This is a genomic window from Rhodococcus sp. SGAir0479 (assembly GCF_005484805.1).
In the GTDB taxonomy this organism is placed as follows: domain Bacteria; phylum Actinomycetota; class Actinomycetes; order Mycobacteriales; family Mycobacteriaceae; genus Prescottella.
Map to the genome: position 1 here is coordinate 572,523 of NZ_CP039432.1, position 26,668 is coordinate 599,190.

Here is a 26,668-nt window from a genome sequence, read left to right on the forward strand (position 1 = left end):
CGCTCCGGCCAAGCCTCGGTGGCACGTCGTCACCAATTTTGCCGACAGTCTGGACTGTTTGTAAGTTCGCGGTTACAGTCGGCTTGTGACGCAGACCACAGAGGCGAAGGCGCCGTCCCGCACGCAGGCGGAGCGCAGCGCCGCCACCAGGGAGAAGTTGCTCGACGCGACGATCGAGCTGTTGGTGGAAGCCGGTTACTCGGGCACCAGCAGTCAGGCGGTCACGAAGCGGGCGGGGGTGTCCCGCGGCGCACAGCTGCACCAGTTCCCCACCAAGGAGTCCCTCGTCGTCGCGGCGGTCGGCCATCTGGTCGACAAGCGGATGGCGGAGCTCCTGGGCGCCCGTCCCGATCCTGATCTGGCGTTGGAAACACTATGTGACGCGTTCTCCGGACCGCTGTTCCACGCGGCGCTCGAGCTGTGGGTGGCTGCGCGGACCGACCCGGCGCTGCACGCGGCGATGATCCCGCTCGAACGGAAGGTCGGGGACGCGTTGCGCCTCGGCTTCGCCGAGATCGTCGGCGACCGCATGAGCCCCGACGCGGTCGATCTCAGCATCGAGATCGCCCGCGGGCTGGCGGTGTCCGCCCTGTTCCGAACCCCCGATGCCGACCGGCAGCTGCGCGACCGGCTGCTGCCCGCGTGGAAAGCGATGGTGACCAGGTGACCACCACCGAGAAGCCCACCCTCCCGCGGCACGTCCACACTCTCGTCGTCGGCGCCGGCTTCGGCGGCATCGGCCTGGCGGCCGCGTTGCTGCGAGAGGATCCCCGCGCCGATCTCCTCGTGATCGACCGTGCCGACGACGTCGGTGGTACGTGGCGCGACAACACCTATCCCGGCTGCGCGTGCGATGTCCCCAGCGCGCTCTACTCCTACTCGTTCGCCCCCGAACCGGACTGGCGGTACGCCTACGGTCGCCAACCCGAGATTCACGCGTATCTGCGCCGCGTCGCCGACGAGACGGGCGTGACGAGCCGGACGGTGCTCGGATGCGAGTTGCTCGACGCCCAATGGGACGAGGACGCCCGGCACTGGCGAGTGCGCACCGGAGCGGGAACCCTCACCGCCACCGTCCTGGTCGCCGCGACCGGTGCGCTGTCGGCGCCGCGCCTGCCGGACGTACCGGGGCTCGAGAAGTTCCGCGGCGTCATGTTCCACTCCGCGCAGTGGAACCACGACCACGACCTGAGCGGCCGACGGGTGGCCGTCGTCGGGACGGGCGCGTCGGCCATCCAGTTCGTCCCCGAGATCGTCGACCGCGTCGAACACCTCACGTTGTTCCAGCGGACCGCCGCATGGGTGCTGCCCAAGCACGACCGTCCCATCTCCCGGCTCGAACGCGCATTGTTCCGCGCGCTGCCGGTCACCCAGAAGGTGATGCGAGGAGCGGTGTACGCCCAGAAGGAGGGCTATGTCGTCGGCATGGCCCACCACCTCTGGCTGCTGCGGTTGTTCCAGCGGCACGCCGAGGCGTACCTGCGCGAGCAGGTGCCCGACGACACGTTGCGTGCCGCGCTGACGCCGAAGTTCACCATCACCTGCAAGCGCATCCTGCTCTCGAACGACTGGTTGCGGACGTTGACCCGGCCGGACGTCACCGTGGTCGCCTCCGGACTGACCGCGGTCACCGAGACCGGGGCGGTGGACGACGCCGGCGTCGAACATCCCGTGGACACCATCGTCTTCGCCACCGGCTTCAGTCCCACCGAGCCGCCGGTCGCGCGGCACATAAGGGGCGCGGACGGCAGCACGTTGGCCGAGCACTGGGCGGGTAGTCCGTCGGCGCATCTCGGCACGACCGTTCACGGATTCCCGAACCTGTTCCTCATGTACGGCCCCAACACCAATCTGGGGCACAGCTCGATCGTGTACATGCTCGAATCGCAGGCCGCGTACATCGCCGACGCCCTGCGGGTGATGGCCGCGGAGGGTGTGTCCACCGTCGAGGTCACCGCGAGCGCGCAGCGCCGCTACAACGCCGGGCTGGACCCGCAACTGGCGCGCACGGTCTGGAACGCCGGCGGCTGCGACAGCTGGTATCTGGACCACAGGGGTCGCAACTCGGTGATGTGGCCGACCTACACGTGGCGGTTCCGCAGGCGAACGCGGCGGTTCGACGTGGAGAACTATCGGCTCGGGTCGATCGGCAGCGCCGACCCGGCGGCGGCGGAGGCACACGCATGACCCACTACGACGTGGTGGTCGTCGGCTCGGGTTTCGGCGGTAGTGTCGCCGCCCTCCGGCTGACCGAGAAGGGATACCGGGTCGGAGTGCTCGAGGCCGGCCGACGATTCGCCGACGACGAACTGCCCGAGACGTCGTGGCGACTGCGGAAGTACCTGTGGGCGCCGTGGCTGGGCTGTTACGGCGTCCAGCGCATGCACCTTCTGCCGAACGTGCTGGTGATGGCGGGCGCCGGCGTGGGCGGTGGATCCCTCAACTACGCCAACACGTTGTATCAGCCGCCGTCCGGGTTCTACCAGGACCCGCAGTGGGCCGGGATCACCGACTGGGAAGCCGAATTGGCACCGTACTACGAGCAGGCCAAACGGATGCTGGGCGTGCGGGAGAACCCGACCACCACGGCTGCCGACGACGTGATGCGGGCGGTCGCCGAGGACCTGGGCGTGGGGCACACCTTCACCACGACGCCGGTCGGGGTGTTCTTCGGTGAAGCCGGGGAACGCGTCCCCGACCCGTACTTCGGCGGTGCCGGGCCCGAGCGAACCGGTTGCACCGAGTGCGGCAGCTGCATGACCGGCTGCCGGGTGGGGGCGAAGAACACGCTGGTCAAGAACTACCTGTATCTCGCCGAACACGCGGGCGCGGCAATCCACCCGATGACGACGGTGGAGGAGGTGCGGCCGCGTGCCGGCGGCGGATACGCGATCACGACCCGCAGGACCGGCGGTGTACGGAAGCGCCGCACCACCTTCACGGCGGACCAGGTGGTGGTCGCGGCCGGCACATACGGGACCGGACGGCTCCTGCTGACGATGCGGGACCGCGGTGTGCTTCCGCAGCTGTCGCCACGGCTGGGCACCGTGGTGCGGACCAACTCCGAAGCCGTGCTTGCCGCGGCCGCGAAGACCCGCACGGTGGACTACACGCACGGCGTGGCGATCACGTCGTCCTTCCACCCGGACGACCACACCCACATCGAACCGGTGCGATACGGCAAGGGCAGCAACGCTATCGGCCTGCTGCAGGCGCTTCTCACCGACGGCGGCGGACGAACCCCGCGGCTCCTGAAGGCGGTCGGCGTCGCGCTGCGGAACCCCGGTGCGTTCCTGCGGACGCTGTCGGTACGCCACTGGTCCGAGCGCACGGTCATCGCGCTGGTGATGCAGACCGACGACAACTCGCTCGAACTGGCCGGCAGACGAAGCGTGTTCGGCCGTCGGCGGATCACCAGTCGTCCGGGCCCGGGAGCGGCGCCGCCCGAATGGATTCCGGTGGGGCACCGCGTGATCAGAAAGGTGGCCGACCGCATCGGTGGGGACGCCGGCGGTTCGATCCTGGACCTGGTGAACATCCCGATGACGGCGCACTTCCTGGGTGGCTGTGTCATCGGTGACAGTCCGCGGACCGGCGTCGTCGATCCGTATCTGCGGGCGTACGGGCAAGAGGGCATTCATGTGGTCGACGGCTCGGTCGTGAGCGCCAACCTGGGGGTGAACCCGTCGTTGACGATCACCGCCCAGGCCGAACGCGCAATGGCGTTGTGGCCCAACCGGGGGGAGGACGACAGGCGCCCGAAGCTGGGTTCGTCTTACGTCCCGGTCGACCCCGTCGCGCCGGTGCGGCCCGTCGTGCCCGCCGAAGCCCCGGGCGCGCTACGTCTGCCGATCGTTGCGGTCGGCCGACCGGCCGATGCTGTTCGTACCGACGGAGGGGGAGCTCATGTGGAGCGTGCGTGAAAGCGAAGACGCCCGGGCGGACTGGCCCGTCAGCCCGCCGCCTCCGTGGCCGGCAGACGTCCGCGCGACGCTCTGGTGGCATCGGACCGCGCCTGACGCGGCGGCATTCGGCCCCGGGGGACGGGTGCTGCCGGTGACGCTCGCAATGATGGTCGACTACCTCGATTCGCCGGTCGGCCCGTACCGCGAAGTGCTCGCCAGCCCGGTGCTTCGCATGCCTTCCAAACGGGTCGGGCTTCTGCCCGCGATGGCCGTCCCGTTCATCGCGGTCGATTCGGCTTCGTCCGTACACGGCGGGCGCGAGCACTGGAACCTACCGAAGGTGCTGGCCACCTTCAGCGGCGACGTGATCGGTGCATCGGCGGCGTACGGCGACGACTGGCGGGTCGAGGCCACAGCGCGACCCGTCGGCCTCCGGCTACCGATCGCCGGAGTTCTGGGGTTCGCGCAGCCGCTTCCGGACGGCGGGCTGGCCACCGCCCGCGCGCGGCTACGCGGACGGTTTCGAATCGCGCGGGTGGCGGTGGAGTCGGCGGGACCCACACTGGGGCGGTGGCTGCGCCCCGGTGTGCATCCCGGCATCGTCATCGAGACCGGCCACATGCGGACGGGGCCCGCGCGCATCGTGCGCTGACGCCGTCACGAGGCGCCGGCGACCGCGCCCAGCGCAGTTCCCCGGAAGTCGGCGAGGGCTTCGGCCTGTTCGTCGATGCCGGTCTGCGTCGCCCGCGACAGCGTTGCCCACGGGGTGACTTCAACGGACAGCTTCTTGCCGGAAGTCCGCGGCCGCCACAGGCCGACGATCTCCCCACCCACCGCGATCGCACCGGGACGGCCGAGTGTGGGCCACAAAGCCTTCCGCTGTACTTCGTCGGCGACGAGAAGTTCGCGATCCTTCAGTTGCAGGTACGGATCGAACGGACCGAGCAGCCGGACCGACTCGTCCATCGGCGGATCGAGCAGCATATCGAGGTCGGTGTCGAGAATCCATCGGGCAGCCCCGTCCACGGTCACTGCGGTGGCATCCGTCGGCCAGTGCTGCCTGACGTCCTTGACGGGGGCGTCGACGTACGCTGCGACGGCCTTCGGTTCGCTCGGGCCGAAGAATCGCAGGTAGCCGCGGATCACGTCGAACCGGGCGTCGGCATCCGCCCCGGTGTGCGCGTACGGTGCCGGCCGCCACCCAGGTATGCGTTGGAGGACCGGCGGGGACGTCTGAGGTCGGAGTTCCAGTCCGGCCTGCAGCGCGGCCAGCCGGAACGGCATCTCGTACATGTGTGTCGCGTTGCACGGGCGGCAGAACCGCAGATACGGCACGTCCATCCGGGCGGTGAGCGCCGACGACATCTCACCCTTGACGGTGGGGTTGCGGACGATGTCGCGCATCTCGGTGGCGACCGCCCGCAGTGCCTCCAGCGTCGGAATCCCCGCGGCCTTCAACGGCCGGTTCGCGTCGAAGATTCGTTTGGCCGCATCCGCGTCGGAGAAAGGCGCGGTGGCCGTCGCGACCGCGGCCAGGTCCGTGCGGCGATAGCAGTGCGGTGCGCCTCGCAACGTCCACGCCAGTGCGAGGTCGTTCCCCGTGTCGGCGGGTGCGCCGCGCAAATACAGCGCCCAGGCCGCGCCGTCGGGTCCGGTGTTCTGGATGCCGAGGTCGAGCACGGCACAGTCGGTGGGTCCGGTGGCGACTCCCACCTTCCGATCGAGCTGCTGGGCGTGCCAGCGGTACGAGAGCACCTGAGCACGAGACACTTCGACGGTCATGACGGTGAGTGTAAGGGCGGTCACAGACAGGACGCTGTGCTCATCACGATGCTTGTACGCGGCAACGGAGGCGTGCGGTGGACTCGAGTCGACGCCGGGGGCCTCGCCGTTGTGGCCGGCACCCGAACCCCGAGTGTCGGCTCCAACGGTGTTCGGTTGTCCAGAGAAGTCGTGATTCAGGCGGCGTGGGGTCCGGCGCGGTTGTGCGCGGGCATGGGTTTCTTGTACGGGTCCACCAGTGACGGTGGGGTGAACCTGGGGGTCCCCCCTGCACGGAGTGCTTGGGGGCGGGTGGTGGTCGGCGCCGATCTGTACTTCCCAGTGGCTGTGGTGCAGAAGTCGGTGGTGGTAGCGGCACAGCAGGACGAGGTTGTCGAGGTCGGTGGGGCCGCCGTCGGCCCAGTGGTGGATGTGGTGGCCTTCGCAGTGGGCGGGTGGTGCTCCGCAGCCGGGGAAGGCGCAGCCGTGGTCGCGGGCGATCAGCGCGCGGCGTTGTTTCTTGGAGACGGTTCTGGTGGTGCGGCCCAGGTTCAGGGGTACACCGTCGTCCATCACCACGGGGGTGAGGTGGCAGTCGCAGGCGAGGCGGCGGGCGGTGGCGATGGTCAGCGGCCCGAGGTGCGGCAGGCGGGCAACGTCCTTTCGGTGTAATCCGCTGCCGTCGAACAGGTCCGGCGCGTCGTCGTCCGCATCTCGGGTCGTCCACTGCTCGTGGTTGTTGTGGTCGTGGTCGGCGCGGGCGAGGTCTCGGCGTTCACGTGCAGCGACAGGTGCGGCCGCTCGCCGCCCTCGATGGGCGCGTCACCGGAGTCGAGGTAGCGGCGCAGGATTTCGGCGAACGCGTCCGCTCGGCGCTGTCCCGCGGTGCGGCTCGCAGCGGGGTCGTCGCTCGGATTCCGCGGCTTGGTCAGCGCGGACAACGCCGTCAGCAACATCTCCCCGGTGACTGCGTCGAGGTCGCCTTTGACCGCGACGCGTCCGTTCAACGTCTTCGAGGCATGGAACTCGTTGCGGTCGGCGTCCTCACTGGGCGGGAGTTCGTCGGATTCGAAGATCCGCTCGAGCCGCGAGATGCAGGTGCGCACACTCATCGTGGTGGCCGCCGGATGCGCTGCGCAGTCGAGTAGCAGCCGGCGGCAGTCGGGCAGTGCCTCGGCGGGCATGCCGTGGGGTGGCCGCTCGCAGAACTTGCTGATCAGGGCGGCATGCTCGGACGAAATCTGACGGTTTTCGTGCGCCTCGGCAATACCGGGTTCACGGCTCAATGCCCGGCCCAGGGCCAGGATCCGTGCCGCTGCAGGCACTTCCAACAACGTATTGGCGGCAAGCCACTGCTTGACGCTGCGGAATCCGAGCGTGTCGAACGAGATGGCCTGCTCGTCGATTCTGGCGACCGCCTTCACGCACAGTGCCTCGAGGCGTTCGATCTCGTGGCGGATCTCCACCGTCGTCTGGAGCAGCGTGATCTGGGCGAGGGGGGCCGCATCGTCGTCCAGCAACGCGGCGGCTGCGGTGCTCGAGTTGTTGAGTCCCCCCGGATTCATACGCCTAGCGTACTTCGAACTGGTGTTCGAGTCAATGGTATCCAGGGGGTGGCGATAGGGTTCCACCAGGCGTTTCACGGTTGAGGGCAGGCTCGACGACCGCACCACGTCCTCACAGTCCGCGGCATGATGAAGGTCCTGCTCTCACCGCGACAGCGTCGTCGAATGCTCGAATCCCCGACGCGGTGACCTCGTTCTACGAGACTCCCGAGTCTCTTCTCGGGACAAGCTCGGGCCGGAACCGAGGGCGGTGCGACACCTTCCCCGGCCGCGCCGCACCCGCGAGACGACCCTCTGGCCGAACGGTCAGCGTCCGGACGAGTCCGCCGAGTGTTCGGAATTCTTGCTCTTGCGTCGACGCCTGTTCAACAAGTTCGATGTACCGACCAGCGCTTTCGACGTCTTCGTCGGGTGGCCCTTCCGCTGCTGGATCTTTCGTCCGATGAAGGACAGAACGGCGGCGATGAGGGGTAGTGCCACCGAAAGTGCCACCCACCGGCGCACCGGTCGTCCGAACAGCATCCACATATCTGCTCCTCCATCGTCTTCGACGAATCTCGGCCTCGCCGAGCGCATCCCTCTCGGGGCGCCCGTACGATCCGGAATCCTACGGACCGATGGCCGCGTGTGCCGGGCTACGACAGAGGCGTGCGGCCGAGGCCGGCTGGTACCCCGTCTCGGGGCCGGCCCGCGCTACAGCTTGGTCAGAGCCTCCGCCTTGTGCATCGCGGTATGACCGGTTTTGTCGCTTTCGATCTCGTACTGAGGTTCGCTCTCGCTGCATCGGCGCATGCGACCCTTGAACTCCACATCGCGGGTGTGCTCTTTGGTGATCACGCCCTCGACGTAACCGGCTTCGGAGTTCCACCGCACGTGATCGCCGACGGAAAAATCTGATGCCACGTTCTTCCTCCGTTCGGTAGGTGTGTTCGCCAGGCTAGCGGGATCCGCAGTCGGCCGGGGAGGGCATTTCGATCCCCGGGTCCGAACTCCGGAGGCAGCAGGCGCTCCAGCCGACGGGGCCGCGTCCCGAGGCTCGTTAGGTTTGTATCCGGTCGTACAGTGACAGGGTTCGGGGCAAGGTGTCGGTCGACGCGGAGGGGAAATCATGACTGCCTGGCGGGGCAGGGCTGTGTGCGTCCTGGCAACCATATTGGTCGGGGGTGCATCGGGCGGCGTCGCGACGGCCGCCGGGCCTGGTGCGGAAGTGGCAGGTGACGGGCGACCGGTCGCCGGGGACCGCATGTTCGCCGTGCCGGCGCCCTCCGGCCCGCACGAGGTCGGCAGCACGACCCTGCACCTCGTGGACGAGACGCGGCCCGACCCGTGGAATCCGGGACGGCCGCGGGAGTTGATGATCACCGTCACCTATCCGGCTGCGCCCGACGCCGGCACCCCACTGGCGCGCTACCTGTCGTCCGATTTTCCGCCGGCCGCAGTGCGCTCAATCGCCGCCGAGGCAGGTCTGCCCATCGATGTCGAAACCCTTCCGGGTCTGTGGACCCACGCCCACCGGGGTGCACCGATCGACTCGACACCCGAACGGAGTCTGCCGGTAATCCTCTATTCGCCCGGCGTCGGAGTGCCCCGAATGTTCGGAACGAGCCTCGTGGAAGATCTGGCGAGCAGAGGGTACGTCGTGGTGTCGGTCGACCACACGTACGACGCACAGGTGGTCGAGTTCCCCGATGGTCGGCTCGAGGTTGCTGCGATGCCGACCGGTCCCGAGGAACCGGGGGAGTGGGGGCGTAAGGCGCTCGACGCGCGGGTGGCCGACAGCGAGTTCGTACTGGACGAACTCGCGGACGTGGCGGGTGGTGGCAATCCCGCTGCCGAGGGGCGCCCGCTTCCCGACGGGCTGGGCCGGGCACTCGATCTGTCCCGCGTCGGCATGTTCGGGCACTCACTCGGCGGGGTGACCACCACCGAGGTGATGCGCCGCGATGCGCGCGTCGCGGCCGGCGTCAGCCTCGACGGTTCGGTCGGGTCGGACTCCGGCCCCGGAGCCGCCCCGACAGCAGGTTCGGATCGACCGATCATGCTCATGTCGAGTCGCAGCCTGTCCGCGGGAGAGCCCGATACGTACTGGAATGCGCTGTGGGACAAGAGCAGCGGTTGGAAGCGGCAACTCGAGCTGAGCGGCGCCGGGCACTACAGCTTCACCGACGTTCCCGGCCTCCTGCCGCCGATCCCGGCTTCGATCGCCGCCGAAGTCGCCGGACCGTATCTGGGGACGATCTCGTCCGCCCGGGCGGACGAGATCGTGCGCACCTACGTGGCCGCGATGTTCGATCGATTCCTGCGCGACCAGCCCGCACCCCTTCTCGATTGCAGCGACGAGGCGTTCCCGGAAGTGCGATACGTCCGCTGAGCACTGAGGCAGGACGGGCCGTCGGCCGAGTGTGCTCCCCCCCCGCCGCAGATCTGGTGGACCGTCGTCACGGCCCGAACACGCTCTGACGCGGCCTGCAGCACGAGACCTCGTCACGCCCGCGACGTGCTCGCGCCGAGGAGCGCTGCCACCACGCACGCAGACGCGCCGAGCGTCCACACCCAGGTGTAGGAGCCGTCGATCTGCCGGATGACACCCCCGGCCAGAGCCATCGTTCCCGCGCCGAGCTGGTGGAAGACGCTGACCCAGCCGAAGGCGAGCGCGCTGCCTCGACCGTAGTATCGCCGGCACAGCGAGAGCGTCGGCGGAACCGTTGCGACGTCCAACATTCCGAAAACAACCGCGAACACCACGAGATTCGGGTGGAGGTCACCGGCGAACAGACCCGGAAGTGCAGCGAGGGAGACACCGCGTCCGAGAAAGAACACTGCAAGCAGGAGACTCGGCTGCACTCGATCGGAGAGCCACCCCGCGGCCACTGTACCCAGGACGTTCGCGCACCCGATGATGGCGAGAAGGCTCGAGGCTACCGTCACCTGCATGCCGTGGTCGTGCGCTGCAGGCGTGAAATGACTCCACATGAGGCCGTTGGTCGTGGCCCCGCACAGTGCGAACATCAGTGCCAGGACCCAGAACCTGCCGTCGCGCAGGCAGAAGACGAGTGCGTCCACGGTCCGCCGGAAGGGATTGTCCGCGCGCGGTTCCGATGAGGTTCCGGGCGTGCGCGGCGGTTCGGAGTCGTCCCCGTAGGGCAGCGTACCGATCGATTGGGGGCTGTCTGCGAGCCCGACGAGCACCACGACGAGCGCGAAGGCCGCCAGTGCGCCGCCCGTCAGGATCGGTCCCCGCCAGTCCGTACGGCCCAAGATCACCGAGAGCAGCGGGAGCGTAGCGAACTGGCCGACGACGCTCGCGGCCGTCAGTAATCCGGTGGCCAGTCCGATCTTCGACCGGAACCACCGGTTCGTCACGATGGCGCCGAAGACCATTGTGACTGAACCGGTTCCGACACCCACTGCAAAGCCCCACCAGAGCACGAACCAGAACACCGATGGCGTGATGAAGCTGGTGAAGAGCGAGCACGCCACCAGGAGAGCGAGAGCGGCCGAGGTGGTGCGGCGGAGACCGTAGCGGTCCATGAGGGCAGCGCTGAAGGGTGCGACGGCGCCGTACAGCACCATGTTGACGGCCACGGCGGCGCCTATTCCCGTCCTGCTCCATCCACGGTCGCTGACGAGGGGATCGGTGACGAGGCCCCCGATCGTGGTGAAGGAGCCCACTGCAACAAGCGCGAAAGCGGCAACCGCCAACATTCTCCATGCCGGATGCACCCTTCGGAAGCCGACAGTCGGGGCCGGACGGGGACGCGTTTCGCGTTCTGTGAACACATCTCCTCCTCGACGGGTTGTCCCCTGCCGCAGCGCCGGGCGGCGGGTCTGGCGTCCGGTCTACCAGTCGGAAGCGATCGAGGTAAGTACGCACATCTGCGTCCATAGGGTCCGTCCGGATACCATCACTGGTGGAGAGCGTGAGGGATGTCGTCCAGAAGACTTGCACTGCAACACCGGAAGGGGAGCGACGTGGACCGTACTGTCCGAGATCCGATCCGCCGGGCCCTGTCGGTCTGCCCCGTCGAGGTGAGCGTGGCCGTGCTGGGCGGCGCGTGGAAGATGACCGTCGTCAAGCACCTGCTAGACGGTCCCCTCCGTTACGGAGAGCTTCGGCGCCGGGTGGGGGACGTGACGCCTCGCGTCCTCACCAGACAGCTGCGCGACCTCGAGCAGGACGGCATAGTCCACCGTGAGGTGTATGCCGAAGTGCCTCCCCGCGTGGAGTACTCGCTCACCGAACTGGGGGAGGGATTGCGCGGATTCGTGGCCGAACTCAACAGATGGGGCCATGCTTACATCGCCGAGATAGGCCCCGAAGGCGCCGGAACCGGCGAGGCGATGTCACCCCAGTAGGCGCGCGAGCCGTCGCTTCTTCTTGTTCTCGATGACGATCCAGCGCAGATCCGGATCCGATTCGTCGAGTTGAGCGAAAGCGGCCAGCCCGGGCTCCGGGTTCGCCGCGACGGCGACACTCCAGCAGTATCCCAGTGCCTGGCGCAGTGTCCGGACGTCGCGCTCCCGGCGGTCTTCGGGGGCAAGTGCCGCTATCGAATCGGTGGCATTGCGGCACACCTGGACGGCGACGGCCGCCGCGTCGGGACTACGCAGTAGTCGGGGTTCGCACAGTGCGGCCACGGCGGCGCGGCGGAGCAGAGGATCCGGATCCTTCGACCACTCGAGACACAGCGTGCAGAGTTGTCGGACATCGTTGTCTCCCAACAGTTGCAGGCCCATCGCCACTGCTTCGCGGATACGCCAGCGGTCGTCGGCGGCCAGCGCGCGAACTCGGGGGAGCGCACCGCGGATCTCGATCCGACGCGCCAGTCCGACGGCGCCGCAGAACAGCAGATACTCGTCGTCGGCACCGAGGAGCCGCTCGATCGTGGCGGTGTCTGCGACCTCTGCGACCGCGAGCGCCAGATCGGTGTTGGCACGGGGGCCGGGAAGACCTGAATGGTCTGTCAGGAACGCAGCCCACGCGGACGGGTCCCGGCTCTGCAGTTCAGCTCGCCACTGCGCCCTGCTCACGGCGCCGAACCTACACCGACCGCACGGGTGACGGAGACAGCCGATAGTGCAGGTGTACGGCCTTGGCGCCCCAAATCTTCAGGACATGGTCGGTCCGGACGACGCCCTCACTGTCGAGGTACAGCCGGAACTCCTCGTGAACCGGTACCCGAGCCGCATACGTCCGCTCACCTTCGACGACAGTGACGTAAGCGCCGTCGTCACCGAAGCGTCCCGGCGGTGACGACAGCGTCATCGATCCGTCGGGACCGTTGGACGGGCGCAGATACACCTGCACGTTGCCGCTTTCGAGTGGAAAGCTGACGTGCACGCTGGGCTGTGCGCGGTCGGGAAGCCGGCCGACGCGGTAGTAGCCACTGAACATGTAGTCGCCGGTGCGGCGGAGCGTCCGCAGCCAGGCGGAGCCGGCGTGCTCTCCGTCCGGACCCTCGATCGACACGATCTCGCTGTCCACTCCGTGCGCTACCGCGAGCGAATCGACAGGGAGGGCAAGTTGTTGCAGCCGTCTGCCGTACAGCGATTCGATGATCGCGCCCGGTGCCGCGAAGCCCCGTGACCACCGGGTCCATGCGTCCATCCGCCACGACGCGGTGTTCTCGTAGAAATTCCGGATCTTCGCGTCCACCGCGCTCGGATCGAACTCGGGACCGGCGAGCGCATCCATGCTGGGCAGTAGGCCGCGGACGCCGCCTCCACCTCGGACGATCCGTCCGCTGACGCGCTCCGCCTCGGCGGGAAGCCAGAGGTCGCGGACTGCGCCCCGCCCGGAGACGGGGGCGGTCAACCACGCGTGTTCGCCCGCGAGATCGATTTGTCTGCCGACGCTCCGCCACCACAGGCGCGTTCCACGGTCGAGCATCGGCCAGGTGTCGCTTCTCCCCATGACCCGACGTTCTCACACCGGCGTGCCCACCGCGGCGGAGGACACGGGTCAGGCGTCCCGGTGCGACCCGAATTCTCGGCGCAGCATGTCGCCGCAGTCGTCGAGCTCGGGGGAGGGGATCGTCGAACCGAGCGAATCCCACGTCCCGAACTTGAGGGGCGTGCCGGGGACATCGAATCCGCCGACGTTCTTGATCATCCCCCGCACCGCTATCTGGTCGAGCTGGCGAGTGTCGTCGACGTTGAGGACGATTCCCACCGGCACTCCGGCCTCGATCAGTCGCCCGCGCCAGGCCTCGCCGGTGTCGGTGCGCAACACGTCCTCCATCGCGGTCTTGAGCTCGATGTGGTGTGAGCAGCGGTCGACGTTGGTGGCGAACCGCTCGTCCGACGGCAGCTGCGTGAGACCCATTGCGCCGCACATGAGCCCGAACAGGTGGTCGTTTCCGACGGCGATGGCGATGGGGCGGTCGCTGCACTCGAACGTGTCGAACGGGTACATGAACGGATGGCGGTTCCCCAGCCGGGTCGGCCGCACCCGGGGACCGAGGGCGTCCATCAGGCCGTGCTCCATGAGCGAGAACGTACTGTCGAGCATCGCGATGTCGACGGTGGTGCCACGACCGGTGCGCTCCCGTGCGACGAGGGCGGTGACGATCCCGCAGTACCCCATGATCCCGGCGGTGATGTCCGAGATCGACGTGCCCACGCGGGTGGCCGGTCCGTCCGGCCATCCGGTGGCGTCCATGATGCCGGACAGCGCCTGGATCACCGTGTCGTAGGCCGATTCCTGATGCAGCGGTCCGTACTGCCCGAATCCCGAGACCGAACAGACGATCAACCGGGGGTGCTGGGCGACGAGATCGTCCGGTGCGAGCCCGAGCCGGGCCATCACACCCGGCCGGAAGTTCTCCACGACCACGTCGGCGTGCTCGATCATCGCGCGAACCAGCGCCATGTCGTCCGTTTTCTTGAAGTCGAGCGCGATGCTCTCCTTGCCGATGTTCGCCAGCCGGTAGTACTCGGAGCTCCCGTCGGCGGCGAACGGACCCATCTCGCGGGTGTCGTCGCCCACCCCGGGACGTTCGATCTTGATGACCCGGGCGCCGGCGTCGGCGAGCATCCGGGTGCAGGTGGGGCCGGCGAGAACGTGGGTGAAGTCCACGACGGTGATGCCCTCGAGTGCTTGTGGTTTGGTGGGGTCGAGATGTCCGCTGGGGTCCTCGGTCATGGTTCCTCCTCGTGCACCGGACGGTTGAGCTTCTCCAGGTGACCGCTTTCGGTGCCGACCGCCGGATCGATGATGCAGTTGATCAGCGCCGGCCCGCCCGACTCCAGGGCCGACCGGAGGGCGCCGGCCACCTCGTCGGGGGTGTCGGCGTGATATCCGACGCCACCGAACGCCTCGATCAGGACGTCGTAGCGGCTCGAGTGCAGCAGCACCGTCGGCGCCGGATCGGCGGAGGTGGGGTTTACCTCGTCCCCGCGGTAGACGCCGCCGTTGTCGAAGACCAGCACGACCACGGGCAGTCGGTACCGGCAGATGGTCTCGATCTCCATGCCGCTGAAGCCGAAAGCACTGTCGCCCTCGATCGCGACGACCGGACTGCCGGTCTCGACGGCCGCGGCGATCGCGTAGCCGAGTCCGACGCCCATGACACCCCACGTGCCCGTGTCCAGGCGGTGGCGGGGTTCGTGGAGGGGAATGATGTTGCGGGCGTTGTCGAGCGTGTTCGCGCCCTCGCTGACCACGATCACGTCCCGGTGGGTGTCGAGGACGTCGCGAACCGCGCGCAGCGCCACCGCGAAGTTCATCGGATGCACGTCGGCGTGCAGACGCGCATCCATCCTCGCGGCGTTGGACCGCTTCTTCGCGTCGATGTCGGCGAGCCACTCGGCGGACGGTCCCACATCGTTCCCGCGAAGCGCGCCGAGCAGCGCCTCGGCGGACGAGCCGATGTCGCCGAGTACCGGCGCTGCGATCGGCCGGTTGCTGTCGAACTCCGTTGCGCAGATGTCGAGTTGGACGAACCGCGCCTCCGCCGACCATCGCGGGGGCTGCCCGTGCTCGAGCATCCAGTTGAGCCGCGCGCCGATCAGGACCACGACGTCGGCGCTGCCGAGTACCAGCGAGCGGGCGGCCGCGGCGGACTGTGGGTGGTCGTCCGGCAGCAACCCCTTGGCCATCGACATCGGCAGGAACGGGGCGCCGGTGGATTCCACCAGCTCGCGGATCACGCCGTCCGCCCGTGCGTACGCCGCGCCCTTGCCGAGCACGAACAACGGACGCTGCGCCTGTGTGAGAACCGCTGCCGCCCGCGCCACCGCGTCCGGGGCGGGCAATTGGCGCGGCGCTGCGTCGACGATCGCCGGCTGCTCCCGGCGCGGGGCGACCGCGTGCAGCACGCGGGCGGGCAGGTCCAGGTACACCCCGCCGGGGCGACCCGAGACGGCGGCGCGGACGGCCCGCCCCACCCCGATTCCGATCAGGTCGGGGGAGTCGACACGGTAAGCGGCCTTCGCGAACGGTCGCGCGGCCGCGAGCTGGTCGAGTTCCTCGTAGTCACCCTGCCGGAGATCGATGATCTCGCGCTCGCTGGATCCGCTGATCTGAATCATGGGGAAGCAGTCGGTGGTGGCGTTCGCGAGCGCCACCAGGCCGTTGAGGAAACCGGGCGCCGACACCGTCAGGCAGATGCCGGGACGTCCGGTGAGGAAGCCGGCCGCCGCGGCGGCGTGCCCGGCGGCCTGCTCGTTGCGGAAGCCGAGGAACCGCAGGCCCCGCGCCTGCGCGGTGCGGGCCAGATCGGTGACCGGGATCCCGACGACGCCGTACATCACCCGGACGCCGTTGGCGGCGAGCGCGTCGACGACGAGTTCGTTCCCGTCGACGGTTTCGGCCTCGGTCATACCTGCATCCCCGGACGACTGGAGTCCGCCGCCGCAACGGCGCGGTCTTCTCCGAGTATCCACCGGTAGGGGGCGCAGGTCAGCCCGTGCGCACGGAACGGACCGAAACGTCGGACATGTCCGGACACCCCGCCGGGCCCGGAATCAGCCCTTCGCGGCGCTGACACCCGCCCGGCGACCGAAGAAGCTGCCGTCCCCCAGTGAGGTGCCCGACGCGTAGCCCCACGCGCACACCCCCGCGGTGCAGCGGCCCGCGGCGAACAATCCGGGAATCGGGTCGCCCGAGACGTGGAGCACCTCCGACGCGGTGGTGGTGCGCAGCCCGCCGAGCGTGAAACCGGCGGTGAAGTTGCGCAGGTCCAACGCCGCGACCGGCGAACCGATCGGCTTGACCCACTCCGGCTTCTTGCCCAGGACCGGGTCCTGCCCGGACGCGGCGTGCTTGTTGTACACCTCCACGGTGGCCTGCAACGTGCCCTCCGGCAGGCCCATTTCGGACTCGAGTTCGGCGACGGTCTCGGCCACCCACTTGGGCTGGAAGCGGAAGAACGGTGTCGACGACGGTGTCGTCTTCGCCTCCTCGTACGCCTCCTCGTCGATGATCAGATAGGCCTGATTGTCGTTGTGCAGCAAAGTCAACTGGCCGATCCGTCCCGGATAGGTGTCCTCGTTGACGTACCGCTGCCCGCGGCCGTTGACGAGTATCCCGCGGACCATCATCTGTGGATCGCCGAAGAATGCGACCTCGGTGGCGTCCATGTGCGCGAGGTCCGCGCCCAGCGCCTGGGCCATGCGGATGGCGCGGCCGTCGTGCTCCTCGATCGCGGCACCCGGACGTCCGATCAGCCGCGGCGCGAACGCCTGGACCATCTCCTTGTTGTAGGCGAAACTGCCGGTGGCCAGCACCACGCCCCGGCGGGCGCGGACGGTGACGTCGTTGCCGTACTGCTTGGCCTGTACTCCCACGACCCGTCCGGTCGCGTCGGTGATCAGAGTCTGCACGCGCATGTCGTACTGGGCCTGGACGCCGAGCGCGGTGGCGGTCTCGACGAGCGGCTTCATCAGCATGTAGCCCCCGCCCTTCTCGCCGACCTTCTTGTCGGCCATCTGCGGAATGTGCCCGCGGGGGGCCGGGGTGGCGACGGTGTTGAACGGGGCCGAGTTCTCGCCGCCGGAATACATCAGTCCGTCGTCGAACGGTGTCTCCCACCCGGGCTGTCCGTAGAAGCTCTCCTTGAACGGCACACCGCACTCGACCAGCCAGTTGTAGTGGTCGACACTGCCGTCGCAGTAGTCGGTGATCTTCGCTTCGTCGGCGCCGGGGCCGAGAGCCGCCATCATGAACGTCTTCATGTTCTCGGCCGAGTCCTCGAACCCGAGGGTCTTCTGCAGCGGTGTGCCGCCTCCCAGGTAGATGAACCCGCCGGCGAGCGACGCCGCGCCGCCCCAGCCGCCCGTCCGCTCGAGCACCAGCACCTCGGCGCCGGCCCGAGCCGCCTCGATCGCGGCGCTCACTCCGGCGATGCCGTAGCCGGCGATCACGACGTCGGCCTCGTAGTCCCAACTGTCGATGCTCGCGGCGGACAGCGGTCGGACCGGGCTGGCCCCGGACACCGGCTCAGACATGAAGGGGGATCCTTTCGACGGTAGAACGTGTTCTATTACGAGTATCCGCAATTCGGGCGGGCGCCGTGCCCGAAACGCGCGGACTACTCCGCTCGAGCCTGCTCGGCCGCCCGCGCGGTCTTGCGCCGCTCGGCCTTGACCGCGATCAAGGCGTTGTTCAGTCCCGTCCCGAGGGGCCAGCCCACGTAATGGCACAGGAAGATCGCGGCCTCCTCGATCTGCTGCTCGGTGAGTTCCTCGTTGTGCAGGGCCGCATTGATCTGGATCCTGGCGACGTCGGTCTGGCCCTGCGCGGCGATCGCGCCGAGCAGCAGCAGGCGTCGGTCCCGCAGACTCAGACCCGGGCGGGTCCAGATGTCGGCGAACAGATGATCGGCGGTGACCGCGAAGAAGTCGCCCGGCACGTCGGCGGGCATCTCCCAGCCGTAGACCTGGTTCATCATCGCCACGCCCCGCCGGCGCCGCTCCGACGCGGCGGCGGTGCCGTTCTCTTCCGTCATACGTTCTCCTTCCGGTGGGCCGAGTGTTCGGCGAGGGGTCCGGTGCCGACACCCAGTCCGGGGCCGAGATCGGTGAGGGCGCGGATGGCGAGGGGAAGATCGACGTCCGCTCGCTCACCCAGGTCGAGCGCGAGCGCGAGATCCTTCTCCCCGAGGTTGCGGACGTGGGAGAGGATCGGGAACCACGGGTCGTCGGTCGCCACGGCCGCAGTGGTGTCCCGCAGCATGATGGCGCCGGCGCCGCCGGTGATCGCGTCGGTGTGCCGGACCACCTTGCCGAGTGCGCGGATGTCGAGTCCGGTGGCCTCGGCGAGCCGCTGCGCCTCGCACGCCGCGGTGAACGAGACGAAGTGAAGCAGGTTGCGGGCCAGCTTCATCCGGGTTCCTGCACCCACCGGGCCCGCGTGGACGACCAGATCGGCGAAGTGCCCGAAAGGTTCGCGCACCGCTTCGAAGGCATCGTCGCTACCGCCGACCATGACGGCCAGGCGCCCCTGCTGAGCGCCCGGTGCCCCGCCGCTGACCGGGGCGTCGACGAGGTCCACTCCCGCGACGCGGCAAGTCTCGGCCAGTTCGGTGGCCGTCACGTCGCTGACGGTCGAGTGCACCGCGACCACCGTGCCCGGGCGGGCCGTCGTCAAGATGCCGTCCGGGCCGGTGACGACGTCGCGGACCTGAGCATCGTCGAGCACGGTCACCGAGATCACGGTCGTCTGCGCGGCCACCTCGGCCGGTGTCGCGGCGGCGACGGCGCCGGCCGCGGTGAACGGTTCGAGTGCTTCCGCGCGCGCGTCGCACACCACCAGCGTCCCGGGGCGATCGAGGAGCCGCCGCGCCATCGGTGCACCCATGTTGCCGAGGCCGATGTACCCGACCGCGGTGGAGGTCGCGCCGTCCTCGGTCACGACCGGATCACCTGCCCGCCGTCGACGTTGAAGATCTGGCCGGTGATCCAGTTCGCCTCGTCGGACAGCAGGAACAGGCACATCCCCACCAGGTCGTCCGGAGTGCCCATGCGCTGCAGCGGAATCCGCTTGACCATGTCCGAGACGATGTTGCCGGGGGTCACGGTGCGGGTGGCCTCGGTGTCGATCGGGCCGGGCGCGATCGCGTTGATACGGATGTTCGACCACCCGAGTTCGAAGGCGAGCTGTTGCGTGAGGCCGTTGATGCCGACCTTGGCCAAGCCGTAGAAGTTCGAGTACACCCACGCCGCCGTGGACGACTGGTTGACGATCGACCCGCCGGCTTCCCGCATGTGCGGGACCACTGCCCGGCACACGTTGAGGGCGCCGTCCATGTTCACGCTCATGAACTTCTTGTAGTAGTCCCACGGCACGGTCAGCAGGGAATCGAGTTTCATGCCGCCGTAGATGGCTGCGTTGTTGACCAGGTGCTGTACGCCGCCGAACCGTTCGAGTGTGAACGTGGCCAGTTCGAGTGCCGACTCGGGGTCGGCCACATCGACTTCCTTGAAGGCCGCGGACCCGCCGTCGGAGGCGATCTGCTTGGCCACCGTCTCGCCGAGTTCGCGGTTGAGGTCGGCGACCACGACGTGGGCGCCGTCGGCCGCCAGCGCCCGCGCATACGCCTCACCGATCCCCTGTGCCGCGCCGGTGACGATGGCGGTGCGTCCGTCGAAACGTCCCATCGGTGTGCTCCTTCTCTGTCGTCCGTCAGGCCTGTGCGGGCTCGGCCACGAGCTTGGTCTCGAGGTATTCCTCGAACCCGGCCACGCCCATTTCGCGGCCGATCCCGGACTGCTTGTAGCCGCCGAACGGGGCGTCGGCCGCGTACCAGACACCGCCGTTGACGGCGAGGGTGCCGGTGCGGACTCCGTCGACCACGTGCCGGACCCGGTCGGGATCCGTGCCCCACACCGACCCCGACAGACCGTAGGGCGAGTCGTTGGCGATGCGGATGGCGTCGTCGTCACCGTCGTGGGGGAGGATCACCAGAACCGGCCCGAAGATCTCCTCCTGCGCCACGCGGGACGAGTTGTCGAGCCCCGAGATCAGCGTGGGTTCGACGAAGAACCCGCGCTCGGGCACGGACGGCCGACCGCCGCCGACGACGACGGTGCCGCCCTCCTCGACGGCGAGCTTCAGGTAGCTCTCCACCCGCGCTCGCTGCCGCGCGGAAATCAAAGGCCCACACACGGTCCCGCGATCGGCCGGATTGCCCGGCCGGATCCCCGCCATGGTGCGGGCGGTGGCCTCGACGGCCTCCTCGTACCGGTCACGAGGCACCAGCAGGCGGGTCGTGATCGCGCAGCCCTGCCCCGCATGCGTGCACACGGTGAACGCCGCGATCGCGCAACCGGCCGCGAGGTCGGCGTCGTCGAGGATGATGAACGCGGACTTGCCGCCCAGCTCCAGGAACACCTTCTTGAGCGACTCCGACGCAGCGGCCATGACCGCCTTGCCGGTCGCGGTCGACCCGGTGAACGAGATCAGGTCGACGCGCGGGTCGCGGGCCAGCTGCGCGCCGAGTCCGTGATCGGTGGACGTGACGATGTCGACGACACCCGGCGGGATGTCGGTCTCCTCCGCGATGACCTTGCCCACCAGCGCTGCGCACCACGGGGTGTCCGGTGCGGGTTTGAGGACCACCGTGTTCCCGGCGGCCAGGGCGGGGCCGAGTTTCGCGAAGTTGATCTGGTGCGGGAAGTTCCACGGCGTGATCGCGCCGACCACTCCGACCGCCTCCTTGAGGATCCGGCGGCGGGTCTTGATCCCCATCGGGGCTGCCACCCCGAGGTCGGTCTCCCACTGGTACGACTCGGCGAGATCGGCGAAGAACCCGAGATCGGCGATCGGCCCCTCGAGCTGGGGGCCGGCCGTCAGCATCGCCGGCGCTCCCACCTCCGCGATCGTGATCTCCCGCAATTCCTCGATGTGTGACTGCAGCGCGTCGCGCAATTGCCGGAGGCAGCGGGCGCGGAACGCATGATCCCGTGACCACGACGTCTCGTCGAACGCGCGCCTGGCCGCCGCGACGGCGGCATCCATGTCGGCCGCCGTGGCTTCGGCGGCGTGGCCGACCACCTCCTCGGTGGCGGGGTCGATCACCTCGAAGACGCCGCCCGCCCCGGGCACGAGTTTGCCGTCGATCAGCAGCGCGGAACTGTCGGTGGGTCGGAGCGTCATGTGCACAGAACCTTTCGTGCTGGACAGGTGTCTGGACTATAGTACGAACGAATGTCGGTGACAATGACGTTCTCGCGTAACGAGTTTCGGAACGGCTTCTCGTCACCGATCCGCGATGTCCGATTCGTGGGGTGCGCGTCACCCTCCGTTCGATCACAGGGAGCAGGCCATGAGGAGAGTTGCCGGCAAGGTCGTTCTGGTCACCGGTGCCGCCCGCGGGCAGGGGCGTAGTCACGCCGTCCGGTTGGCCGAGGAGGGTGCCGACGTCATCGCGTTCGACGTGTGTGCGGACATCGGTACCAACGAGTATCCGCTCGCGACGGAAGCGGATCTCGCGGACACCGCGCGCCTGGTCGAGAAGGCGGGAGTGCGCGTGGTGACCGCCCAGGTCGACGTCCGTGATCGCGCGCGGCTCGAGGCGCGGCTGTCCGATGCGGTCGCACGCCTGGGACGTCTCGACGTCGTGGTGGCCAATGCCGGCATCTGCCCGCTCGGCAGGCACCTGCCGTCGCAGGCTTTCGTGGACGCGTTCGACGTCGACTTCGTGGGCGTGGTCAACACCGTGCACGCCGCGTTGCCGCATCTGAAGGCGGGCGCCTCGGTGGTCGCGATCGGTTCGGTGGCCGGGCTGGTGCCGCAGACGGGATTCAACGGCCAGCAGGCGTTGCAGGGGCCCGGGGGCGACGGATACGGGTTGGCCAAGAAGATGATTCAGTCGTACACGAGTTCACTGGCGTTGACGCTCGGTCCCGACTCGATCCGCGTCAACGCGATCCATCCGACGAACTGCAACACCGACATGCTGCAGAGCCCTCCGATGTACAAGACGTTCCGCCCGGACCTCGAGAACCCCACGGCCGAGGACGCCGCGGTGACCTTCCCGTTCATGCAGGCCATGCCGATTCCGTGGGTGGAGCCGGAGGACATCTCGCACGCCGTCGTGTACCTCGCGTCCGACGAGTCGCGTTACGTCACCGGGCAGCAGCTGCGGGTGGATGCCGGCGCCGGAATGAGGATCGGCCTCTAGTCGTCCGGGCCGATCCGGTGAGCCGTGTCCTCGGTGAAGGGAAACGTCGTATGGGTGCCACCGGACAGGATTCTGTAGTAATGTCCGGACACGTGTCCAGTGCGAGCTTCGAGTCCACCCGGCGGCGCCTCACGCCCAAGCAGGCGGACACCGTCGACCGTCTGTGTGAGGCGGCCGTGCAGGTGTTGCGGGACGAGGACTTCGCGGGCTTGACCGTCCGGGCCGTCGCGTCCCGGGCCGGGGTCGGGCCGGCCACCGCCTACACGTACTTCTCGTCCAAGGAACATCTTGTCGCCGAGGTGTTCTGGCGCCGGCTCTCGCGGTCGGCACGCCCCGAATCCGACGGCCTGGACCGCATCGGTCGCGTCGTGACGGTCCTGCGCGGCATCGCGTTGCTGCTGGCCGACGAGCCCGGTTTGTCGGGTGCCGTCACCAATGCCCTGCTCGGTGGCGACCCGGACGTCGAGCACCTGCGGGTACGGATCGGGATCGAGATTCGCGGCCGTCTCGCCGAGGCTCTGGGCGAGCCGGCCGACCCCGAGTTGCTCGAGACGCTCGACCTGCTCTACGCCGGGGCGCTGCTTCGTGCAGGCATCGGCCACGGCAGCTACGAGGACCTCGCCGGCCAGTTGGAGCGTTCCGCCACAATGATTTTGGAGTGAGTTGATGACCGAAGCGCTGATCGACCCGGTGGTCTTCAATCCGTACGACTACGACTTCCACGAGGACCCGTATCCCACCTACGCGCGGCTGCGCAACGAGTCGCCGATCTACCACAACCCGGACATCGGATTCTGGGCGTTGTCGCGGCACGGGGACGTGCTGCGGGCGTTCCGCGACAACACCCGCCTGTCGAGCGCCAACGGGGTGTCGCTCGACCCGGCGGCGTACGGGCCGCACGCCCACCTGGTGATGTCGTTCCTGGCGATGGACGACCCGCGTCATGCGCGGTTGCGCCAACTGGTCTCCCGCGGCTTCACGCCGCGGCGCGTCGCCGAGCTCGACGGCCGAGTCCGCGAACTCACCCGGCAGTACCTGGAGCCGGCACTCGATGCGGGTGAGTTCGACTGGATCGCCGAGGTGGCGGGCAAGCTGCCGATGGATGTGATCTCCGAACTCATGGGCGTTCCGCAACCGGACCGCGCGGAGTTGCGCCGGCTGGCCGACCTGGTGGTGCACCGCGAGGACGGCGTCCTCGACGTACCGCCGGCGTCGGTGGAGGCCTCGCTCGATCTCATGACCTACTACAAGGACATGATCGCGCAGCGCCGCCGCTCGCGCACCGACGACCTCACCTCCGCCCTGCTCGACGCGGAGATCGACGGGGACCAGCTTTCCGATCAGGAGATTCTCGGGTTCCTGTTCCTGATGGTGGTCGCCGGTAACGAGACCACCACCAAGCTGCTCGGCAACGCCGCGTACTGGGGTGCACGCAACCCCGAGGAGGTGCGGCAGGTGCTCGACGACCCCGCTCGGGTGACGGACTGGGTGGAGGAGACGCTGCGATTCGACACCTCCAGCCAGATCGTGGCGCGCACCAGCGCCGTCGACCTCGAGTACTACGGGCAGACCGTTCCGGCCGGGGAGAAGGTACTGCTGCTGATCGGGTCCGCGAATCGGGACGAGGCCGTCTTCGAGGACGGCGACACGTACCGGATCGGTCGCGAGTCCACCACCAAGCTTGCGAGTTTCGGGGGCGGGGTGCACTTCTGCCTGGGGGCGCACCTCGCCCGCCTCGAGGCCCGGATCGCGCTCACCGAATTCGCCGAGAGGGTTCGGCGGTATGAGGTCGACGAGTCCGGAATCGAACGTGTCCATTCCACGAACGTGCGGGGCTTCGCGGCCCTGCCGATGAAGGTGCAGGTGCGCTGATGCCCCGTTTCGAACCCAACCCGACCCGTCGGCCGACGCTCATCAGTGGCGCCTCGTCGGGGATCGGCGCGGCCACCGCCTACGCGCTCGCCGAACTCGGGCATCCCGTCGCCCTGGGCGCGCGGCGGGTCGCCGAGAGCGAAGCGATCGCCGACAAGATCCGCAGCAACGGAGGCGAGGCGTTCGCGCACGTCCTCGACGTCACCGACGACGCCTCGGTCGACGCCTTCGTCACGGCCGCCGAGGACGCCCTCGGGCCGGCCGAGATCGTGGTCTCCGGGGCCGGCGACCTCGAGTTCGGCGCCGCCGATCAGATGGATCCGGGCCGGTTCGCCAGACAGATCGACGTGCACCTCGTCGGTGCCCAGCGGCTGGCGCACCGGGTGCTGCCCGGCATGCGGGAACGGCGCCGGGGCGACTTCGTGTTGATCGGGTCCGACTGCGCCGACCGGCAGCGCCCCATGATGGGGGCCTACGACGCCGCCAAGGCCGGTCTCGAGGCGATGGGGCGGCAGATGCGGATGGAGCTCGAGGGCACCGGAATTCGTGCCTCTGTCGTCCGGCCGGGACCGACCGCCACCGGCATGGGCATGAACTCCACTCCGGAGATACTGGCGCCCGTCGCGGAGCTGTGGTCCAAGTGGGGGTTCGCCCGCCACGGGTACATGTTGCGCGCCTCCGACATGGCGAACGCGGTTGTCGCGGTGGTAGGTGCCCCGCGCGGCGTCCATCTCGTCCTCATCGAGGTCCAGCCCGAGGCGCCGCTGGCGCCCCTCCCGACATCCGAGGAGACGCCATGACCGAGACGACACTGCCCGATCCGCCACGCGTGTCGGGCGGCGACCACGAGCACGGTCACCTCGAGGAACTGCGGACCGACCCGATCGCGTTGATGCGCCGCGTCCGTGAGGAGTGCGGCGACGTCGGCGTGTTCCGGCTGGCCGATCGCGACGTCGTGATGCTCTCCGGTGCGGAGGCCAACGAATTCTTCTTCCGCTCCACCGACAGCGACCTGGACCAGCAGGCGGCCTATCCGTTCATGAAACCGATCTTCGGTGAGGGTGTGGTGTTCGACGCCAGCCCCGAGCGCCGGGCCGAGATGCTACACAATTCGGCGCTGCGCGGTGAGCAGATGAAGGGGCACGCGACGACCATCGGCGTCGAGGTCGAGGACATGGTGGCCGGCTGGGGCGACGCGGGGGAGATCGACCTGCTCGAGTTCTTCGCCGAGCTGACCATCTACACATCGTCGGCGTGTCTGATCGGTAAGAAGTTTCGCGATCAACTCGACGACCGGTTCGCCAAGCTCTATCACGAACTCGAGCAGGGCACCGACGCGATCGCGTTCGTCGATCCGTACGCGCCCATCGAAAGCTTCCGGCGCCGGGACGCCGCCCGGGTGGCGCTGGTGGAGCTGGTGCAGGGAATCATGAACGAGCGGATCGCGAATCCCCCTCAGGACAAAGATGATCGGGACATGCTCGACGTCCTGGTCTCGATCCGCGACGAGGACGGCGCTCTGCGGTTCAGTGCCGACGAGATCACCGGCATCTTCATCTCGATGATGTTCGCCGGGCACCACACCACGTCCGGGACGGCAGCGTGGTCGCTGATCGAATTGCTCCGCCATCCCGATGCGATGGCGCAGGTCACCGCCGAGCTGGACGAGTTGTACGCGGACGGCGCCGACATCAGCTTCCACGCGCTTCGACGGATTCCGGTCCTGGAAGCGGTCGTCAAGGAGACGCTGCGGCTGCATCCGCCACTGATCGTCCTGCTCCGCGTCGCGCGCGGCGACTTCGAGGTCGGTGGATACGCCATCCACGAGGGCAACCTCGTCGCCGCCACACCCGCCGTGTCGAATCGCATCGCCGAGAGCTTCCCGGACCCCGACCGGTTCGACCCGGGACGCTACATCGACCCGAACCAGGAGGACACCGCCAACCGCTGGACCTGGATTCCGTTCGGCGCCGGCCGGCATCGCTGCGTCGGCGCGGCGTTCGCGCAGATGCAGCTCAAGGCCATCTTCTCCATTCTGCTGCGCGACTACGAGTTCGAAATGGCGCAGCCGGCCGACAGCTACCGCAACGATCACAGCAAGATGGTCGTCCAGTTGCAGCAGCCCTGCCGGGTGCGTTACCGCAGGCGCACCGCCCGGGCGGCGTCGGGCGGCGCCGTCGCGGCCGCCGCGACCGGATGCCCCGTCGTCCACTCGAGCGAGGCGTGAGCATGCGCATCGAAGCCGACCTGGACCTGTGTCAGGGCCACGCCGCGTGCGAGATGGAAGCGCCGGACGTGTTCGAGGTACCGAAGCGGGGCAAGGTCACCGTCCTCGATCAGACTCCGCCGGAATCGTTGCGCGCGGACGTCGAGAACGCGGTGCGCTACTGCCCGACGCAGGCCTTGCGTATCGCGGAGCAGGACTGAAGAACCAGCCGGA

The 26,668-nt window shown here is 68.6% G+C and carries 24 protein-coding genes and 1 pseudogene; 12 read left to right on the forward strand and 13 right to left on the reverse strand.

Annotated features, from left to right (window positions below):
• Nucleotides 1-85: 85 nt before the first annotated feature.
• The 4 genes from E7742_RS02770 to E7742_RS02785 are packed head-to-tail and all read left to right on the forward strand — an operon-like array spanning nt 86 to nt 4,557.
• Entirely contained in the window at nt 86-667 is a 582-nt protein-coding gene (locus tag E7742_RS02770) for a TetR/AcrR family transcriptional regulator (protein ID WP_137797534.1), read from the forward strand.
• A complete protein-coding gene (locus E7742_RS02775) occupies nt 664-2,187 on the forward strand; it encodes a flavin-containing monooxygenase (protein WP_137797535.1) in 1,524 nt (507 codons plus the stop codon). The genes E7742_RS02770 and E7742_RS02775 overlap by 4 nt, the downstream gene beginning before the upstream one ends.
• Complete coding sequence (locus E7742_RS02780; RefSeq protein WP_137797536.1) at nt 2,184-3,923, forward strand: GMC family oxidoreductase; 1,740 nt, start codon at nt 2,184-2,186, stop codon at nt 3,921-3,923. The genes E7742_RS02775 and E7742_RS02780 overlap by 4 nt, the downstream gene beginning before the upstream one ends.
• Complete coding sequence (locus E7742_RS02785) at nt 3,907-4,557, forward strand: hypothetical protein (RefSeq protein WP_137797537.1); 651 nt, start codon at nt 3,907-3,909, stop codon at nt 4,555-4,557. Before E7742_RS02780 ends, E7742_RS02785 begins: the two co-directional genes overlap by 17 nt.
• Nucleotides 4,558-4,562: 5 nt before the next feature.
• On the opposite strand, the gene E7742_RS02790 is transcribed toward E7742_RS02785, so the two are convergent.
• From E7742_RS02790 to E7742_RS02800, 3 genes and pseudogenes are all read right to left on the reverse strand, one after another.
• The gene (locus tag E7742_RS02790; RefSeq protein ID WP_137797538.1) at nt 4,563-5,687 is read right to left on the reverse strand and encodes a winged helix DNA-binding domain-containing protein; all 1,125 of its coding nucleotides are present in this window, start codon (nt 5,685-5,687) and stop codon (nt 4,563-4,565) included.
• Nucleotides 5,688-5,863: 176 nt separating this feature from the next.
• Nucleotides 5,864-7,231 (reverse strand): annotated as a pseudogene (locus E7742_RS02795) (DUF222 domain-containing protein).
• A gap of 693 nt (nt 7,232-7,924) precedes the next feature.
• Nucleotides 7,925-8,134: a DUF2945 domain-containing protein gene (locus E7742_RS02800; protein ID WP_137797539.1), complete on the reverse strand. Its 210-nt coding sequence runs from the start codon at nt 8,132-8,134 to the stop codon at nt 7,925-7,927.
• A gap of 304 nt (nt 8,135-8,438) precedes the next feature.
• On the opposite strand from E7742_RS02800, the gene E7742_RS02805 reads away from it, so the two are divergent.
• A complete protein-coding gene (locus E7742_RS02805; RefSeq protein WP_175420390.1) occupies nt 8,439-9,602 on the forward strand; it encodes an alpha/beta hydrolase family protein in 1,164 nt (387 codons plus the stop codon).
• 113 nt (nt 9,603-9,715) lie between these two features.
• Here the strand turns inward: E7742_RS02805 and E7742_RS02810 are convergent, their stop codons facing one another.
• Nucleotides 9,716-10,903 carry an MFS transporter gene (locus tag E7742_RS02810; protein ID WP_254699146.1) on the reverse strand — a complete coding sequence of 396 codons (1,188 nt, stop codon included), beginning with the start codon at nt 10,901-10,903 and terminating at the stop codon, nt 9,716-9,718.
• Between the two features lie 300 nt (nt 10,904-11,203).
• Between E7742_RS02810 and E7742_RS02815 the strand changes: the two genes are divergently transcribed.
• Complete coding sequence (locus E7742_RS02815; RefSeq protein ID WP_441346875.1) at nt 11,204-11,587, forward strand: winged helix-turn-helix transcriptional regulator; 384 nt, start codon at nt 11,204-11,206, stop codon at nt 11,585-11,587.
• On the opposite strand, the gene E7742_RS02820 is transcribed toward E7742_RS02815, so the two are convergent.
• The 9 genes from E7742_RS02820 to E7742_RS02860 form a co-directional block, all read right to left on the reverse strand.
• Nucleotides 11,576-12,262, reverse strand: coding sequence for a HEAT repeat domain-containing protein (locus E7742_RS02820; RefSeq protein ID WP_137797543.1), 687 nt, complete (start codon nt 12,260-12,262; stop codon nt 11,576-11,578). The two genes, E7742_RS02815 and E7742_RS02820, sit on opposite strands and share 12 nt — an antisense overlap.
• Nucleotides 12,263-12,272: 10 nt before the next feature.
• Complete coding sequence (locus tag E7742_RS02825; protein ID WP_137797544.1) at nt 12,273-13,145, reverse strand: hypothetical protein; 873 nt, start codon at nt 13,143-13,145, stop codon at nt 12,273-12,275.
• 48 nt (nt 13,146-13,193) lie between these two features.
• A complete protein-coding gene (locus E7742_RS02830) occupies nt 13,194-14,375 on the reverse strand; it encodes a CaiB/BaiF CoA transferase family protein (RefSeq protein WP_137797545.1) in 1,182 nt (393 codons plus the stop codon).
• A complete protein-coding gene (oxc, locus tag E7742_RS02835; RefSeq protein ID WP_137797546.1) occupies nt 14,372-16,054 on the reverse strand; it encodes an oxalyl-CoA decarboxylase in 1,683 nt (560 codons plus the stop codon). The genes E7742_RS02830 and oxc overlap by 4 nt, the downstream gene beginning before the upstream one ends.
• Nucleotides 16,055-16,198: 144 nt before the next feature.
• Nucleotides 16,199-17,680, reverse strand: coding sequence for an FAD-dependent oxidoreductase (locus E7742_RS02840; protein WP_441346876.1), 1,482 nt, complete (start codon nt 17,678-17,680; stop codon nt 16,199-16,201).
• A gap of 83 nt (nt 17,681-17,763) precedes the next feature.
• Nucleotides 17,764-18,180 (reverse strand): carboxymuconolactone decarboxylase family protein, encoded by a 417-nt coding sequence (locus tag E7742_RS02845; protein ID WP_137797547.1) that lies wholly within the window; start codon nt 18,178-18,180, stop codon nt 17,764-17,766.
• Nucleotides 18,177-19,085, reverse strand: coding sequence for an NAD(P)-dependent oxidoreductase (locus E7742_RS02850; RefSeq protein WP_302660503.1), 909 nt, complete (start codon nt 19,083-19,085; stop codon nt 18,177-18,179). Before E7742_RS02850 ends, E7742_RS02845 begins: the two co-directional genes overlap by 4 nt.
• Nucleotides 19,082-19,831, reverse strand: a complete 750-nt coding sequence (locus E7742_RS02855; protein WP_137797548.1) for an SDR family oxidoreductase — start codon at nt 19,829-19,831, stop codon at nt 19,082-19,084. Before E7742_RS02855 ends, E7742_RS02850 begins: the two co-directional genes overlap by 4 nt.
• Nucleotides 19,832-19,856: 25 nt before the next feature.
• Nucleotides 19,857-21,329 (reverse strand): aldehyde dehydrogenase, encoded by a 1,473-nt coding sequence (locus E7742_RS02860; RefSeq protein WP_137797549.1) that lies wholly within the window; start codon nt 21,327-21,329, stop codon nt 19,857-19,859.
• Nucleotides 21,330-21,498: 169 nt separating this feature from the next.
• Between E7742_RS02860 and E7742_RS02865 the strand changes: the two genes are divergently transcribed.
• The 6 genes from E7742_RS02865 to E7742_RS02890 all read left to right on the forward strand — a co-directional run bounded on the left by E7742_RS02865 (nt 21,499) and on the right by E7742_RS02890 (nt 26,655).
• Nucleotides 21,499-22,356 carry a mycofactocin-coupled SDR family oxidoreductase gene (locus tag E7742_RS02865; protein WP_137797550.1) on the forward strand — a complete coding sequence of 286 codons (858 nt, stop codon included), beginning with the start codon at nt 21,499-21,501 and terminating at the stop codon, nt 22,354-22,356.
• Nucleotides 22,357-22,436: 80 nt separating this feature from the next.
• A complete protein-coding gene (locus tag E7742_RS02870) occupies nt 22,437-23,018 on the forward strand; it encodes a TetR/AcrR family transcriptional regulator (RefSeq protein WP_137797551.1) in 582 nt (193 codons plus the stop codon).
• A 4-nt stretch (nt 23,019-23,022) separates the two neighbouring features.
• A complete protein-coding gene (locus E7742_RS02875) occupies nt 23,023-24,228 on the forward strand; it encodes a cytochrome P450 (protein ID WP_137797552.1) in 1,206 nt (401 codons plus the stop codon).
• Entirely contained in the window at nt 24,228-25,028 is an 801-nt protein-coding gene (locus E7742_RS02880; RefSeq protein WP_137797553.1) for an SDR family oxidoreductase, read from the forward strand. The genes E7742_RS02875 and E7742_RS02880 overlap by 1 nt, the downstream gene beginning before the upstream one ends.
• Entirely contained in the window at nt 25,025-26,455 is a 1,431-nt protein-coding gene (locus E7742_RS02885) for a cytochrome P450 (RefSeq protein ID WP_137797554.1), read from the forward strand. The genes E7742_RS02880 and E7742_RS02885 overlap by 4 nt, the downstream gene beginning before the upstream one ends.
• Before the next feature lie 2 nt (nt 26,456-26,457).
• The gene (locus E7742_RS02890; RefSeq protein ID WP_137797555.1) at nt 26,458-26,655 is read left to right on the forward strand and encodes a ferredoxin; all 198 of its coding nucleotides are present in this window, start codon (nt 26,458-26,460) and stop codon (nt 26,653-26,655) included.
• The last annotated feature ends 13 nt before the right edge of the window (nt 26,656-26,668 follow it).

Excerpts from the sequence above, each read along its gene's own strand:
- E7742_RS02780 (WP_137797536.1), top strand. The coding sequence starts at position 2,184 with ATGACCCACTACGACGTGGTGGTCGTCGGCTCGGGTTTCGGCGGTAGT.
- E7742_RS02785 (WP_137797537.1), top strand. The coding sequence starts at position 3,907 with ATGTGGAGCGTGCGTGAAAGCGAAGACGCCCGGGCGGACTGGCCCGTC.
- E7742_RS02790 (WP_137797538.1), bottom strand. The coding sequence starts at position 5,687 with ATGACCGTCGAAGTGTCTCGTGCTCAGGTGCTCTCGTACCGCTGGCAC.
- E7742_RS02825 (WP_137797544.1), bottom strand. The coding sequence starts at position 13,145 with ATGGGGAGAAGCGACACCTGGCCGATGCTCGACCGTGGAACGCGCCTG.
- E7742_RS02830 (WP_137797545.1), bottom strand. The coding sequence starts at position 14,375 with ATGACCGAGGACCCCAGCGGACATCTCGACCCCACCAAACCACAAGCA.
- oxc (WP_137797546.1), bottom strand. The coding sequence starts at position 16,054 with ATGACCGAGGCCGAAACCGTCGACGGGAACGAACTCGTCGTCGACGCG.
- E7742_RS02840 (WP_441346876.1), bottom strand. The coding sequence starts at position 17,680 with ATGTCTGAGCCGGTGTCCGGGGCCAGCCCGGTCCGACCGCTGTCCGCC.
- E7742_RS02845 (WP_137797547.1), bottom strand. The coding sequence starts at position 18,180 with ATGACGGAAGAGAACGGCACCGCCGCCGCGTCGGAGCGGCGCCGGCGG.
- E7742_RS02855 (WP_137797548.1), bottom strand. The coding sequence starts at position 19,831 with ATGGGACGTTTCGACGGACGCACCGCCATCGTCACCGGCGCGGCACAG.
- E7742_RS02860 (WP_137797549.1), bottom strand. The coding sequence starts at position 21,329 with ATGACGCTCCGACCCACCGACAGTTCCGCGCTGCTGATCGACGGCAAA.
- E7742_RS02865 (WP_137797550.1), top strand. The coding sequence starts at position 21,499 with ATGAGGAGAGTTGCCGGCAAGGTCGTTCTGGTCACCGGTGCCGCCCGC.
- E7742_RS02870 (WP_137797551.1), top strand. The coding sequence starts at position 22,437 with ATGTCCGGACACGTGTCCAGTGCGAGCTTCGAGTCCACCCGGCGGCGC.
- E7742_RS02875 (WP_137797552.1), top strand. The coding sequence starts at position 23,023 with ATGACCGAAGCGCTGATCGACCCGGTGGTCTTCAATCCGTACGACTAC.
- E7742_RS02880 (WP_137797553.1), top strand. The coding sequence starts at position 24,228 with ATGCCCCGTTTCGAACCCAACCCGACCCGTCGGCCGACGCTCATCAGT.
- E7742_RS02885 (WP_137797554.1), top strand. The coding sequence starts at position 25,025 with ATGACCGAGACGACACTGCCCGATCCGCCACGCGTGTCGGGCGGCGAC.
- E7742_RS02890 (WP_137797555.1), top strand. The coding sequence starts at position 26,458 with ATGCGCATCGAAGCCGACCTGGACCTGTGTCAGGGCCACGCCGCGTGC.